Genomic DNA, 13571 nt, shown 5'->3' with positions numbered 1-13571 from the left:
TCCACAGGCAGGTTAGCATGGAAACCATACCCCGAGGATCGGCTGCCCATGCTCGACACCATCCTTCTTCTGGCGGGAGACGCCGAACGTCCGGTGCTGGCCGAGGCCTTGCGCCGTGCCGGGGAGGGCGTGCGGGTGGTGGCCGCCGGCTCGACCCGCGACCTGCCGGCGGATCTGCGGACCGCCCGGCTGGTGGCCTTCGTGTTTCCCGAGATCGTGCCGACCGGCGTGCTGGAGCGCCTGGGATACGGCGCCTACAACTTCCATCCCGGACCGCCGGCCTATCCCGGCTGGGTCCCGGCCGCCTTCGCCCTTTATGACGGCGCGACCGAGTTCGGCGCCACCTTGCATGAGATGACGGCCAAGGTGGATTCCGGGATCATCTGCGACGTGGAACGCTTTGCCGTCCCAAGCGATTGTGATCTGCAGGGGCTGGAGACGCTGGCCTACGGCGCCTGCCTGCGGCTGTTCGAGCGCTGGGCCGAGGCGCTGGTCTCGCCGCTCAGGCCGCCGCATCTGCCGCTTCGGTGGGGAACACGAAAGTGCACGCGCAAGGCCTTCGCAGAAATGGGCCGTATTCCCGAAGGCGTCCCGGAGGAGGAGGCATTGCGGCGAGTGAGGGCGTTCGGGGGGAGGCTTGACACATAATTAGATAACGCTAATATTAGTGTTATCGAAATTAACTGAGGCCCCGTCATGCTCCGCTTCGATATCGCGCCGGTCTGCTCCAACGCCTATCGCTTCCAGGCGACCATGAGCTTCGCCATCGCCGCTCTCTACCTGTTCACGCCGTATCAGTGGGTGGCGGTCCTGCTGGCTCTCGGCGGGATGCTGCGCGGCTTCGTCTCGCCGCACAAATGCCTGTCCTACCGGCTGTTCGCGGCGATCACCGCTCGCCTGGGCTGGACCCACAACGTCAATGCCGGCGCCAAGATGTTCGCCGACAAGATCGCCGCCATCGCCGGCAGCGTCATGGTGGTGTCCTGGCTGATGGGGGCGGAGTTCGGCGCCGTTCCGGCCACCGCCATCCTGATTTTCGCCTTCATCGATCTTGCCACCGGCTTCTGCGCCGCCTGCTGGGCCTATGGTTTCTGGTACAGGCTGCGTTCGGCCTGAGGGACTACAGCAGCCCCATGGCCTTGAAACTGGCGTGGCCCTTGCGGCCGACCACCACGTGGTCGTGCACGCTGATGCCCACGGCCCCCAGGGCCTCCTTGACCGCGCGGGTCATGTCGATGTCGGCCTTGGATGGTTTTGGGTCGCCGCTGGGGTGGTTGTGCACCATGATGATCTCTACGTATCTACACGCCGGCTTTTCGCGGCCCATTCGCCAATCCTGACCATATCGCGCTCGAAGCCCAGATCCACCACATTGCTGGGTTCGACATGACGGTGCTCCTCCAGTTTCTTGAGGGTACGGATGCGCTCCAGGCTGGCCCCCGCAAGCAGACGAACAACCTTCCGCAAGGCGTCCGGCGACTCGTCGAGATGAAGGGCCTCACGCTCCCACTGGCTGAACCCACGAATGACGGTCCAGGCCCCGACGACACGGCGAACGGCTTCGACCCGATCCAGACCATCGGCAGTGAGCTTACCGACGACGCTGACCATCATCGGGGCGTCCTTCTCGAACTCGGCCAGAACCGTATCGGGAATGTCGGGCTGTGTATCAGCCTCAGCCAGGCGAATCTGGAGCGCCTTGATCTTCTCGGCCATGTCGAACTCGCCCTGTCCGATGGCGTCGGCGATCTCCCGGATGGGCTTGGAGATGACGACTTCATCCACATGCTGCTGACCTGCGGCTTCGCTCTCTGAGAGGTTCCTCTGGAGGTAGCCGACTGTCCACCACAGATCATGATCGAGGGGCTTGATGTTGCCGCTCCTGGCCTCCTTCACCTTCCCCCGCCGGCGGCAATAGGAATGGAGGGCGTCGTAGGTCTGGGAGTCCTTCGGGCAGTCGAGAACGATCAGATGGATGTGGGGCTGGAGACGGAAGGTGGGAGAGCTGCCGCGCCGGGCCTTCTCTCTGGCGTAGTGGACGGACACGCCGAAATAGCGGGCGCCCTGGCCGCCGTTGCTCCTGGTGATACACTTGCGGATTGCTGACATGGCCGAGGCGGGTGTCTCGCCCTCGACGAGATTGATGGTCAGCAACGCCATGCCGGTCAGGTCTGGATCGTCGAGCAGGGCGGCGGCCCCGCATAGGGAAAGCTGCTGGTGGTCGTCGTGGTTCGAGAAGCGGGTCCTGGCCGGGATCAGGGAAAGGGTTCTCGCCATCTTGGAGATGTCGTCGTGGAGAGGGGATTGGAGAAAGGCTTCTTCCCCTTCTAAGACTGATCGCTTAGGCAGCTTGTGGCGTAGCAGTTTGAAGGGATTGACGAAATCGCTGATTTCATCGTCCTGGCTGTCCGTAGAATGCAAGCTGGTGGTATTGCTTGGGTCGGAAGTGCGGATCGTGGGGGCCGGTATCATGTGGTCGTCCTCTATTTACGCCTTGGCGTATCAGGACGCCGATACAGCATGAAGCTGTTGCGTCTTATTGTAGAGTTGGCAGAACCAAAGTCAAGTTGAGCAAAATCAATAAGTTAGCAGCTAAAGCAGCCCCGCGCTCTTGAAGCTCATGTGCCCCTTGCGGCCGACGATGATGTGGTCGTGGACGGCGATACCGACGCCGGCCAAGGCGTCCTTTACCTGCCTGGTCATGTCGATGTCAGCTCTGGACGGCTTGGGGTCACCGCTCGGGTGATTATGAACCAGTATCACCGCCGAAGCGTGAAGTGCCAGTGCGCGTTTGACCACCTCGCGGGGATAGAGTGGCGTGTGATCGACGGTACCAGTCTGCTGCACCTCATCGGCGATCAGGGTGTTTTTGCGGTCGAGGAACAGCAGGCGGAACTGCTCCGTCGGAAGGGTGCTCATGGCGGTGCGGCAGTAATCCAGCAGCACGTCCCAGCTGGAAATCACATGGGTGTTGAGCACCGGAGCACGGGCCAGGCGTATGGCGGCCTCGCGCACCACCTTCAGCGTGGCAGCAGCCGCGTCCTTGATGCCGTCCACGGTTTTCAGATCCTCGACATCGGCGGTGATCACGTCGGCGAAGCTGCCGAAGCGTTTGATCAGGGCCTTGGCCAGGGGCTTGGTGTCCTTTTGCGGAATGGCGGCGGCCAGCAGTAGTTCGAGCAGCTCGTAATCAGGGAGCGCCTCGGGGGCTTCAATGAACCGGCTGCGCAGTCGCTCCCGATGCCCCTTATGGCTCGTCCCTGCCGGTGATGTGGGGTCGTCTCCCTCGACGAGCTTCGCCATTCCCTTCGTCTCCGTAACGGTAACCCGACCCAACGAATATCCATATTTTCGGTGGTGTACAAGGTGGTGGGATGGGCGATAGTCTCGCACCGATCAACCATATCGGGAGTTTGTGATGCGGAAGGTGCTTTTGGGGAGCCTGGTGTTGCTGGTGATGTGGACGGGCGCGGCGCGGGCCGATGCCATGGACGAGATCCACGAGCGCGAGGGCAAGATGTGCCTGGTTCATGCGATGGAGCGGCTGCCGCGGCGGGCCGAGGTGGTGGGGTCGTCGGTCTGGTTCTTCAAGGACGAGAAGCCGCTGGTACGAACGACGAAGTCGGATCGTCAGCGGAGGTACGAGGGCAAGATCGGCGTGGAGATGGGCGGCCAGAAGATCGGCTACATCTTCGGGTGCTCGGTGCTGGCCACGGGGGATCTGCCGAACGTCGCCTCGGTGGTGTGGGGGAACGGGTTCATCATGCAGGTCGCGCAGTAGGAGCTACGACTTGGTGATGATCAAATTGACGAAGTAGTATCTCCGTGGTGCGGGAACCGTCTTGGGGGAAGGAATGTCTGAAGCCGGTGATGATGGTGCATCCAGCAAGCGCCTCGACACGTCGCTGGAGGCGGCTGGCGCAGAGTTCCTGGTGCTCGGCAATCTGCTGATCGAGGGCATTCCCTCCTACAAGGCGTACACCAACTTTCCCGGCTACGACATCACGGCCACGAACCCGGAGACGAACAGGTCTGCGCGTATCCAGGTGAAGAGCCGGTTCGTCACCAACTTCGACGGACTGATCATCAAGAATTACGATGCGGATTTCGTGGTGTTCGTCGCCCTTAACCGGGGCTACTACCATGGCCCGAGGAAGGGAGACAGTGGTGTCCGCCCGCCGTCGTTCTACGTCTTCCCCATGAGCTACATCCTCGATGTCCGCGACCCGGACAACAAGTGGGGGAAGATCGTGAAGCGGCGTCTGGTCGATCTGGAGAGCCACCGCGACCGCTGGGACGTGATCAAGGAGTTCTTGGCCATCACGCCGGCAGGTTGACCCTTTTTCTTGCCAGCCGGGCAATGAGACGACCACCCTAAAGGACCCGCCCGGCCCCTGTTTTTTTTCCCGTGATCCTCTCGACGGACAGGCGCTCTGCCGCCCAGCCGGCGACAGCCAGGCCGACGGGTGTCGATGTCGGACGGCGACACGGCCAGGGACGAAGTCAACCAGTCAACCAATCAACACCAATGTCGTGTCGATGCACGTTATCGTCCTTGCCTGACCTATTCCGGTCGCATGACGACACGACGCACGGACTCGGCGTGCCACTGGCCACCGCGTGCAGTCCTGATACCGCGATTGTTCAAGATGCCGGCGATGGCGCCGTAGCCGGTGATGCCGGAAGCCTGGATGCTGCCGATGATGGGCTTCACGTTGGCTGCGTGCTGATCGGCAGCAGCGATGCGCACGGCGGCGGCACGAGCATACTGATCTGCCGTGCGCTGGCCGCCGAGCATCGTGCCACGCGCCTTGGCGGCGGCCAGGGCGGCCTTGGTGCGAGAGCTGATGCGGCGGCCTTCCTCCTCGGCCATGGCTGCGTAGACGTGCAGCATGAACTTGTCGGCGGTCGGCATGTCGGCAGCGACGAAGGGAACGCCGCTCTCCATCAGATTGGCGATGAAGCTGAGGTTCCGGGCCAGGCGATCCAGGCGGGCGATCACCAGCGTGGCCCCGATCTTCTTGGCCGCCTTGAGAGCCTGGGCGAGCTGCGGCCTGTCGTTCTTCTTGCCGCTCTCGATCTCGACGTATTCAGCCGAAAGCTCCCAGTCGCCGGCAGCCAAGAATAGATGGACGGCATGCCGCTGCGCCTCAAGACCAAGGCCGGATTTCCCCTGCCGCTCGGTCGAGACACGGTAATAGGCGATCAGCTTTCCGGTGGACATGGCGGGGTTCCTTTCGTCATCACAGCATTCAATCGACGTTGAATACTGTGATAACAGGTGCCCCCCACCCGAACGCATCCGCGTAATTCACGGAGATGATCCGCGTCCAGCGAATGGCCGGTGGCCGATCAGTCGATGTCGAGCGGCGGCAGCGCCTTGACGATCTTCATGGTCTCCAGGCTGACGGTGATGACGCGCAGGAACAGCTCCAGCGGGTAGCGCGGATTGCCCATGGTCTCGACCGCCCAGTCGTTGGCGTCGTTTTCGATGCCGCTGTCCTTGTCGGTCTTGACGCACTGGCGTTCGACCACCCAGTCCAGGGCCGGCTTGCCGTTGACCACATACTCATAGGCTTCCGGCGGAATGCCGGTGACGGTGATGCTGTCGTTGTAGTGCAGGATGGTCTTGTCCTTCCCGCCCTTCACGAGGCACTGGAGACGCTCGGGATCGCCTCCGGTGACGCGCAGCAGCTCCATTTTGAGCTGATCCTTGCCGTGGGCGATCTGCCCGCCGAGGGCGGCCACGACCTGGCGCAGCCATGCCGCACCACGGCGGCCAACCTCGCCGGCAATCCACACCTCAAAATCCCCTTGGTCAGGGAGGCGGTCGATCAGGGCGATAGGCTGGCGAGGGACCGGAGGCGGTGTCGATTCAGCGGTGGTATCGCGTTCGTCGTCCAACTCCTCGCCGGCCCGCTCGGCGATCTCGGCGCGGATCTCGGCCTCCTCGGACGGGGCGAGAACCGTAACCTTCAGCTCGGCGGGCTTGTCGTTGTCATTGTGGCCGCCGACCGGGGGAAGCAGGCCAAGCCCCCGAAGCCCATCGACGCATTCGCGGGCGGCACGGACACATCCGTTGATCTCGGTGGCGCCCAACTTGCCGCGCCCCTGAGCGAGACGGGTCTGGGCCTCGGTCAGGCCACGGACGAACACATCAGTTGCCGCCCACCATGCCCCGCCGGCCAGCCTGGCAAGCCGCTCCTCTTCCGAGGCGTCGATGGCGGGTGCGGTGGCCCCAGACTGCGCTTGGGCCTCTGAAAGGCGATCCGCCGGGCCTGGAGCCGCCTTGGCCGGTGCGGCAGCGGGGGCAGTAGCGCCCCCCTGTTCTCGGCGGCTTTTTAGGGCCTTGCCGACGGCCTGCTTGGAAATGCCCAGCACCCTGGCAGCCTCGGCCTGCGTCAACTGGCCGGCCTCGATGCGAGCGACCATGTCGTTGTCGAGGCCGGCCAGTCCAAGCCGGGTGGTGGGCGCGGTCGTGGTCATTGCCGATTGCCGACCATGAGAACGAGAGACGCCCCGCCGATATGGTGGCGGAGCGGCTTCATGGACAGCTCGGAGGCGACCAGGACGTCAGGCATTGTCCAGACCCCTGGTGATCAGGTCCAAGCCACGCCCCGGTCGAGACGAAGGTTGCCGGTAAGGCAGGGCGGTGGCGTTGCGGCGTTCCTGCCGCTCGGCCTCGGTCTTGCGCTGTTCGGCTTCCTGCCGGAGCGTGACTCGGATTCCGGCCTGTTCGGCTGCGTGCAGACGCTCCAGGGCGATCAGCTCGTCCACCTCGGCATCGGTCATGGTGGTGTGGTCGTCGCAGCGGGCGCTCTGGGCGCGTTCGCGGAGCTGCCGGAGACGCTGGATATCAGCCGACATGCTGGGCCTCCAGAACCGTGGAGATGGAGGCGGCAGCGCCGCGCACCGCGTTGTTCAAGAGCGTGCTGCTGGACAGTCGCTCGTCACCGATGAGGAGTGCCAGGGCGTCGAGAAGGACGAGCGTCCAGGCGGCCTCGGACCCCTGGCGTCCGTCCTCTCGCTTCCAGCAGGCGCGGGCGGCGGTGATCACATCCATCATCGCCGCGCCATCCTTCAGGAAACTGGGAATGCCGGCACTCAGGCGTTCGACCCGCTGGCGGGTAACGCCATACATCTCGGCCACTTCCTTCGAGGGGCGGCCCCAGATACCGACTTCCAAACGGACGGCGCAACGACCGGCGGCACTCAGGAACCTGCCCGAGGGCGTCTTGAAGGTGACACCATGCTTCACGTTGCTCATGCTGCGCACTCCTTCAGGGTGTTCATGACGAGGTCGATCCGGGCCAGGGCGGCGGCGATCTGCTCACGACCGGCGGCCAGGGCGTCGAGGGCTCCGGGCAGCTTGCGCTTAAAATCCAGCGACGCCTTCAGCTTCGCCACCTTGTCGCGCGAAGGCCCGTCGTCCGCCTGGGCGGCCAGCACGCCCAACCTGGCGTGGGCGGCCTGAAGCTTCTCCATGGCGGCTTCGTGGGCGGCCAGGGCGCGGTCGAAACTGCCCAGGGCTCCCTCGATGCCCTTGATGTCCAGGCCATGGGCCTGTGACATGACGCTCTTGAGGTAGGTCACCTTGCCGGTCGTTTCGTGGGGAAGGCCGGCGGCGGTGATGCCGGTGCGAACGATGGCGGCGAAACCTTCGATGGTCCGCTTCTCGTCACCCACGACAGGCAAGGCGGCCAACTTGCCAGCCTCTTCGACCAGCTTGCCGGCCTCAGCGATGGCGGACAGGGCTTTCTCGGTGATGGCGGCCACCACGCTGGTCGCATCCATGATCTCCGCGATGATCAGGCCGCCGGCCTCGGCGGCGGTGAGGGTGGTCCGCAGCAGGCCGGCGGCGGTGAAGAACGTGACTGCGGCGGGCGTCACGTCGGTGAGGGTGACGCCCGCGAAAGTCGGCGCGCCCAGGCAGGGGTGCTCACGGCGATTGCCAAGAGACGGAATGTGTAGGAACGGCATCTTGCGGCCTCATGTGTGTAGTGAATCTACGCACAATACTAGCAACATTTAGCTTCTTTGTCAAAATGGCTGAAACATTATGCTTTCAGCGATATTTTTATTGCTCATTCTTATCTTGTATTGCCCCACATTATCGCCGAATTATCCACCTTGTATCCAAGTTTTATTTTAGTCGGCCAAGCGATCTAACTTGGCGAAGAAGTGAGCCAGCCTCATTTCGGCCAAAGAAATTGGGCCAGCACGTGAGGTGCTGGCCCAGCAGATATGGTTCTTGGTGATGCGTGTAGATACGTTTAGATCATCATGATGATGGAACTCGCATGCAGCGCCAGGGCGCGCTTGACCACCTCGCGCGGGTAAAGCGGCGTGTGGTCCACGGTGCCGGTCTGCTGTACCTCGTCGGCGATCAGGGTATTCTTGCGGTCGAGGAACAGCAGGCGGAACTGCTCGGTGGGCAGGGTGGTCATGGCGGTGCGGCAGTAATCCAGCAGCACATCCCAACTGGAGATCACCGAGGTGTTGAGCACCGGGGCACGGGCCAGGCGGATAGCCGCTTCGCGCACCACCTTGAGCGTGGCGGCGGCCACTTCCTTGATGCCGTCGATGGCCTTCAGGTCCTCCACATCGGCGGTGACCACGTCGGCGAAGCTGCCGAAGCGCTTGATCAGCGCCTTGGCCAGTGGCTTGGTGTCCTTTTGCGGGATGGCGGCGCCCAGCAGCAGTTCCAGCAATTCATAGTCGGGCAGGGCTTCGGGGGCATCGAGGAAACGCCTGCGCAGCCGCTCGCGATGGCCCTTGTGGTCCGGCTTGTCCACGCTTTCGGCCAGGCCGGGAAGGGGGAGTTCGGCGGTCACAGGCGGGCGCGGAAGTCTTCCAGCCAGGCCAGGCGGCTTTCCAGCAGGGCGATGTCGTGGTCCAGCCACGCCGCCAGGGCGCTGCCGCCCTCGCCATCGCTGCCGCGCAGGTCGGTCAGGCGGGCCAGTTGGCTGTCCACGTTCTCGATCAGCAGGTCGATCTGGTGGGCGCGCTCGTCGTGGTCCAGCAGGTCGAGGAAGCGCATCTTCAGCGCCACCACCAGCTTGGACAGATCGGAGCCGGGGCGCAGCCGGGCGGTCAGCAGGGTGAGCAACTCGCGCTGTCCCGCCGCCGAGATGGTCAGCATGGGGTCGTCTTCGGTGCCCTGGCCGTCGGCGGCCTCGACCAGTCCCTCGTAGCGCAGCAACTCGATGGAAATCCCCATCAGCTCGAGGCTGGGGCCCATGATCCGGCTGGTGAAGTGCCGCACCGACCCGGCCAGTTCGCTGTAGCGCATGGCCTGGGACGCGATGGTTCCCAGCGCGCACAGGCGTACCGCTTCCTTGGGGGTCAATGTGTTGTCGGTAAACATGGCTTGGCACAATCCGGCAATCGTTCCAGCCAAATATAGGGGGTAATCGTCGCCCAGTCCACAAATACGACGGGAGGGCTTGCAAACGTCTGTCATTTCGCCGAGCTTGTCGCCATGACCGCAGGGACGAGCGATAACGCCGAAATCTGGGTGCTGGCCGATGACCGGGCCGGCAACGTCGCTCAGTGCCTGGGGGTCGCCGAGGCGCTGGGCCGGCCCTTCGCCGTCAAAACCATCGCTTACGACCGGCTGGCCCGTCTGCCCAACGTGTTGCGCGGCGCCGGGCTGCTGGGCGTGACCGCCGAAAGCCGTCGGGCACTGTGCGCCCCCTGGCCGCGTCTGGTGATCGCCGCCGGGCGGCGGACCGCGCCCGTCGCCCGCTGGATCAAGCGCCGATGCGGCGCCCGGCTGGTGCAGATCATGGACCCCGGCTTTCCCGGACGCGGCGATTTCGACCTGATCGTCTCGCCCGCCCACGACCGCCCCAAGGCCGGCGGCAACGTCATGGAGGTGCTGGGCGCGCCCCACCGGGTGACGCCGGAACGTCTGGCCGCCGAGGCGGACAGGTGGCGCCCGGCCTTCGCCCATCTGCCGCGTCCCTGGGTGGCGGTGATCGTCGGCGGCGCCACCAAGAACCGGCCGTTTCCGGTGGAGATGGCCCGGAGCCTGGGCGAAAGTGCCGCCCGGCTGGCCGGCGCCATGGGCGGTTCCCTGCTGCTGACCACCAGCCGCCGCACCGGGGGGCCGCAGGAGGCCGCCCTGGCCGCCCTGTTGCCCGAGCCGCGCTGGCTGCACCTGTTCTCGAAGGGCGGCGACAATCCCTATTTCGGGTTTCTCGCCCTGGCCGACGCCGTGATCGTCACCGGGGATTCCGTCTCCATGTGCTGCGAGGCCTGCGCGTCGGCGGCTCCGGTGTTCATCTGGGCACCCGAGGGATGGGCGGCTCCCAAGCATGCCCGCCTGCACGCCCAGCTCTACCGGGCCGGCCTGGCGCGGCCGCTGGAAGGAGCCGCCTCGCTGGACGCCTGGGAGAGGCCCCGCCTCAACGCCGCCCGGGAGGTGGCCCGCGCCATCCGCGAGCAGCTGCTGCCATGATGAGGTGGCTGGCCGTCCTGCTGCCGCTGCTGCTTTCCCTGCCCGCCGGGGCCGAGCAGCGCCGGTTGCACGGCATCAAGGGCGAAGATCAGCGGGTCCGCATGGTGGCCCAGGAATTCCCGTGGAGCGCCATGGGGCGCCTCAACTTCTTCAGCGGCCATTGCAGCGCCACCCTGATCGGTCCGCGCCTGATCGCCACCGCCGCCCATTGCCTGTGGAACCGCCGGACGCAGCTTCCGTTTCCCGCCTCGTCCTTCACCTTCGTGGCGGGCTGGGATCGGGGGGAGTACCTGCGCGTCTCCAAGGTGACGGCGGTGCATGCCGCTCCCAACTGGGTTCTCGACGGCAAGGAGCGCGGGCTGGACAGCCGGGCCGACGACTGGGCGCTGATGGAGCTTGAAGAGCCGCTGGGCGAAGAGATCGGCTGGATCGCCCTCGGCGCGCCCCAGGCGGGCATGCGGGTTGCGGTGGCCGGCTATGGCCGCGACAAGGCGCAGGTGCCGCTGGCCCATGTGGGATGCCACCTGACCCGTCAGGCGTTGGCGGGGGTGTTCATCCATGATTGCGATGCGGTCCAGGGGGAATCGGGCGGTCCGGTCCTCGGCTGGAGCGAGGGTGAGCTTCGTCTGGTGGCGGTCAACGTGGCGGTGATTCCCGCCCAGGGCGAGGCCGGGGTGGCGGCGGGGACCGATGGCCTGCGTTCGCTGGCCGTCCGGCTGGGAGCGGCGAAATCCACCCGGGCGGGTCCGGTGTCGCGACCGCCCAGCCTGGATATGGCTCAATCGTTGAGGTAAAGGGCGCGCTGGTGGGCTTCGATGCTGTCGGGACCGAAGCAACAGAACACCACCTGATCCAGCGCATCGGTCCCGCTCAGGAACGACCTGACCGTGGCGACGGCGATCTGGGCCGCCGCGTCCTTGGGGAAACCGTAGACGCCGGTGGAGATGGCGGAGAACGCGATGCCGCGCGCTCCGGCCTCCACCGCCAGGTCCAGCGAGCGGCCATAGCATGATCGCAGCAGGGCGGCCTCGCCCTGGCCGCCGCCCTGCCACACCGGCCCCACCGCGTGGATCACCCAGCGGGCGGGCAGGCGGAAGCCGGGGGTGAGCTTGGCGTCGCCGGTGGGGCAGCCTCCCAGCGCCCGGCAGGCCTCCAGCAATTGCGGCCCGGCGGCCCGGTGGATAGCGCCGTCCACCCCGCCGCCGCCCAGCAGTGACGAATTGGCGGCGTTGACGATGGCCTCCACCTCCAGGCGGGTGATGTCGGCCTCGACGATCCTCATCCTGCTGTCCGGCATCAGCGGAACTCCGGCTGCTCCAGCCCGTACTGGCACAATTCGATCATGGCGCCGTCGGGATCGTGAATATAGCACATGCGCTTGCCGCCCCGGACGATGTCGCCGGGAACGTCGGTGGGCTCCGCCGTCTGGCCGAACTCGCGCCGAAGAATGGCGAGGCAGCCGTCCAGGTCGTCCACCCGCAGCGCCACATGGCGCAGGCCGGGGGTCGAGGGCTGGGTGGGCTGGGCCGGGGCTCCGTCGGCAAATTGCAGCAGTTCGACGCGGCAGGCGCCGCCAGGCGCCGCCAGGATGACGCAGCGTGCCCTTGCGCCCATCAGGCCGGTCACCCGCTCGAACCACTCGCCCTCCAGCGGGCGGTCCATCACCACCGCCAGCCCAAGCAGGGAGGCATAGAAGCGGATGGACCGCTCCATGTCGGTGACCACCACGTTGACGTGGTCGTGACCGAGCAGCGCCATCAGCCGCCCAATTGCAGCACGAATTCGGTGAGGAAGGGAGCGTTGCGCCGCCGCTCGGAATCGGTGCGGCCGAAATTGGCCAGCAGCTTGCGCATCCAGGTGGCGTCCAGGCGCTCGAACTCGAAATGGGCCTTCATGGCCAGATGCTCGCCGACGAAATCGGGCAGCTTGGCGGTCCACTTCATCAGGCCGTCGCGGAAGGCTCCCTCGCGCGCCTGATCCATGCGGCCCGAAGGGGCGAATTCCTGGGTATAGAGCTGGGTCAACTCACGCCAGCACTTGGCCATGACGTCGGCCTCGAAGCGGATGAGGTCCTGCAGCAGGACCAGATTATCCTCGTTGGGCGGCTCGTAATTGCCGCGCGTCGCGTCCTCGCGCAGCAGCGGCCAGGGATTGTCCTCGGGCTTCTGCGCCGCCGGCTTCTTGCCCTTGACCGCCTTGGCGGTGCGGAACGACGCCCAGCGGGCGTCCCAGTTGTGCAGGATGGGGTTGTTGACCTCGCTGCCCTGCATGATCTCGATCAGCTTCTCGCCGCCGACCTCGGCCCAGTTGTAGCTGTGGGCCAGGGTCTGCATGTGCCGGGTCACGCGCATCTGCGGCAGGATGAACTTGGTCAGCACTTCGCGGTAGACCACGCCGAACTCGGGCGCCAGCAGGAACGGCAGCCGGATGCCCCGCGACGGCTGGGTGATGCGGAAGATGCTCAGAATCTTCTCGGTGTAGGCGCAGATGGTGTCGTCGAACAGGGTCGGGAAGTCGGTGAAGGGCTTGTCCGGTTCGTTGCCGCCGCTGCTGCCGGCGCCGGGCATGGGCGTCTGGAACTTGGGCATCATCTTGCCCATGCGGTCGCCGGGTGCCCCCAATTGGGCGGCGAACAGGGGCGGCGGCTCGCGAACCGGCGCCTGGGCGCGGACGGTGCGGGTGGGGGCGGCGACGGCACCGCGGGCCAGCAGCGCCTGGAAGCCGGCCTGGGCGCTTTCCGCCTCGGTCATCTGGGGCGGACCCAACAGTTGCGTGGCGATGTCGGCCAGGACCCGCAGGTCCTCTTCCTTGCCGTCGCCGGAGGGCAGCAGGGACTGGAAGTTGCGCTCGCGCGCGTCCTTCAGCTTGGGCAGGCCGTACCGTTCGATGGATTTGGTGAGGATCACCGAGAAGACGACGTTGAGCTGCTTCTCGTTGGCCCACTTGCGCGCCTCGGGGTCCCTCAGGGTCAGGCGGCGCAGCATGAGGATCTGGGGGATTTCCAGATGGCGCGTGGCCGCAATAAGGCTGGCGACCTTCGTCTCGAAGGTCTTTGCCCCCTCTCGCGGATCGGAACCCGTCATGCGCCTGTCGCCGGCCTTGGCGGCCG

Annotated in this window: 18 protein-coding genes and 1 pseudogene; 6 read left to right on the top strand and 13 right to left on the bottom strand. The window is 65.6% G+C overall.

The features are described from left to right. The first annotated feature begins 48 nt into the window (after window positions 1-48). Window positions 49-648, top strand: coding sequence for a formyltransferase family protein (locus CP958_RS12485; protein ID WP_096702270.1), 600 nt, complete (start codon window positions 49-51; stop codon window positions 646-648). A gap of 48 nt (window positions 649-696) precedes the next feature. Next, complete coding sequence (locus CP958_RS12480) at window positions 697-1116, top strand: DUF4395 family protein (protein WP_096702269.1); 420 nt, start codon at window positions 697-699, stop codon at window positions 1114-1116. A gap of 4 nt (window positions 1117-1120) precedes the next feature. On the opposite strand, the pseudogene CP958_RS12475 reads toward CP958_RS12480, so the two are convergent. The 3 genes and pseudogenes from CP958_RS12475 to radC (CP958_RS12455) form a co-directional block, all read right to left on the bottom strand. Next, window positions 1121-1291 (bottom strand): annotated as a pseudogene (locus CP958_RS12475) (JAB domain-containing protein); the annotation flags it as partial. Window positions 1292-1293: 2 nt separating this feature from the next. Beyond that, complete coding sequence (locus tag CP958_RS25920) at window positions 1294-2472, bottom strand: hypothetical protein (protein WP_141400502.1); 1179 nt, start codon at window positions 2470-2472, stop codon at window positions 1294-1296. A gap of 120 nt (window positions 2473-2592) precedes the next feature. Then, entirely contained in the window at window positions 2593-3303 is a 711-nt protein-coding gene (radC, locus tag CP958_RS12455; RefSeq protein ID WP_096702265.1) for a DNA repair protein RadC, read from the bottom strand. A gap of 115 nt (window positions 3304-3418) precedes the next feature. On the opposite strand from radC (CP958_RS12455), the gene CP958_RS12450 reads away from it, so the two are divergent. Continuing rightward, on the top strand, window positions 3419-3781 hold the full coding sequence (locus CP958_RS12450) for a hypothetical protein (protein ID WP_096702264.1): 363 nt from the start codon (window positions 3419-3421) through the stop codon (window positions 3779-3781). Window positions 3782-3854: 73 nt separating this feature from the next. Next, window positions 3855-4337, top strand: a complete 483-nt coding sequence (locus CP958_RS12445) for a hypothetical protein (RefSeq protein WP_096702263.1) — start codon at window positions 3855-3857, stop codon at window positions 4335-4337. Window positions 4338-4564: 227 nt separating this feature from the next. Here CP958_RS12445 and CP958_RS12440 read toward each other — a convergent pair whose 3' ends face one another. The 7 genes from CP958_RS12440 to CP958_RS12410 form a co-directional block, all read right to left on the bottom strand. Further along, window positions 4565-5224: a recombinase family protein gene (locus CP958_RS12440; protein ID WP_096702262.1), complete on the bottom strand. Its 660-nt coding sequence runs from the start codon at window positions 5222-5224 to the stop codon at window positions 4565-4567. Window positions 5225-5352: 128 nt separating this feature from the next. Beyond that, a complete protein-coding gene (locus CP958_RS26975) occupies window positions 5353-6486 on the bottom strand; it encodes a type ISP restriction/modification enzyme (protein ID WP_242442873.1) in 1134 nt (377 codons plus the stop codon). A gap of 87 nt (window positions 6487-6573) precedes the next feature. After that, complete coding sequence (locus CP958_RS12430) at window positions 6574-6867, bottom strand: hypothetical protein (RefSeq protein ID WP_096702261.1); 294 nt, start codon at window positions 6865-6867, stop codon at window positions 6574-6576. Then, on the bottom strand, window positions 6857-7267 hold the full coding sequence (locus tag CP958_RS12425; protein ID WP_096702260.1) for a hypothetical protein: 411 nt from the start codon (window positions 7265-7267) through the stop codon (window positions 6857-6859). The genes CP958_RS12430 and CP958_RS12425 overlap by 11 nt, the downstream gene beginning before the upstream one ends. Next, window positions 7264-7980, bottom strand: coding sequence for a hypothetical protein (locus CP958_RS12420; protein WP_096702259.1), 717 nt, complete (start codon window positions 7978-7980; stop codon window positions 7264-7266). The genes CP958_RS12425 and CP958_RS12420 overlap by 4 nt, the downstream gene beginning before the upstream one ends. 293 nt (window positions 7981-8273) lie before the next feature. Then, complete coding sequence (gene radC / locus CP958_RS12415; protein ID WP_096702258.1) at window positions 8274-8834, bottom strand: DNA repair protein RadC; 561 nt, start codon at window positions 8832-8834, stop codon at window positions 8274-8276. Next, entirely contained in the window at window positions 8831-9367 is a 537-nt protein-coding gene (locus CP958_RS12410) for a hypothetical protein (protein ID WP_096702257.1), read from the bottom strand. Before CP958_RS12410 ends, radC (CP958_RS12415) begins: the two co-directional genes overlap by 4 nt. A gap of 114 nt (window positions 9368-9481) precedes the next feature. On the opposite strand from CP958_RS12410, the gene CP958_RS12405 reads away from it, so the two are divergent. Together CP958_RS12405 and CP958_RS12400 are read left to right on the top strand one after the other, a co-directional pair. Next, window positions 9482-10462, top strand: coding sequence for a mitochondrial fission ELM1 family protein (locus CP958_RS12405; RefSeq protein ID WP_096702256.1), 981 nt, complete (start codon window positions 9482-9484; stop codon window positions 10460-10462). Continuing rightward, on the top strand, window positions 10459-11256 hold the full coding sequence (locus CP958_RS12400) for a trypsin-like serine protease (protein WP_242442872.1): 798 nt from the start codon (window positions 10459-10461) through the stop codon (window positions 11254-11256). Before CP958_RS12405 ends, CP958_RS12400 begins: the two co-directional genes overlap by 4 nt. Here CP958_RS12400 and CP958_RS12395 read toward each other — a convergent pair. Genes CP958_RS12395 through CP958_RS12385 form a run of 3 tightly spaced genes read right to left on the bottom strand, consistent with a single transcriptional unit; the run spans window position 11241 to window position 13545 of the window. Continuing rightward, on the bottom strand, window positions 11241-11759 hold the full coding sequence (locus CP958_RS12395; protein ID WP_096702254.1) for an O-acetyl-ADP-ribose deacetylase: 519 nt from the start codon (window positions 11757-11759) through the stop codon (window positions 11241-11243). The genes CP958_RS12400 and CP958_RS12395 overlap by 16 nt on opposite strands. Beyond that, entirely contained in the window at window positions 11759-12220 is a 462-nt protein-coding gene (locus CP958_RS12390) for a VOC family protein (RefSeq protein ID WP_096702253.1), read from the bottom strand. Before CP958_RS12390 ends, CP958_RS12395 begins: the two co-directional genes overlap by 1 nt. Beyond that, window positions 12220-13545 carry a hypothetical protein gene (locus tag CP958_RS12385; protein WP_096702252.1) on the bottom strand — a complete coding sequence of 442 codons (1326 nt, stop codon included), beginning with the start codon at window positions 13543-13545 and terminating at the stop codon, window positions 12220-12222. Before CP958_RS12385 ends, CP958_RS12390 begins: the two co-directional genes overlap by 1 nt. Between the last annotated feature and the right edge of the window lie 26 nt (window positions 13546-13571).

The organism is Magnetospirillum sp. 15-1 (assembly GCF_900184795.1).
Lineage (GTDB): Bacteria > Pseudomonadota > Alphaproteobacteria > Rhodospirillales > Magnetospirillaceae > Phaeospirillum.
This window is presented reverse-complemented; position numbering and strand designations above follow the sequence as displayed.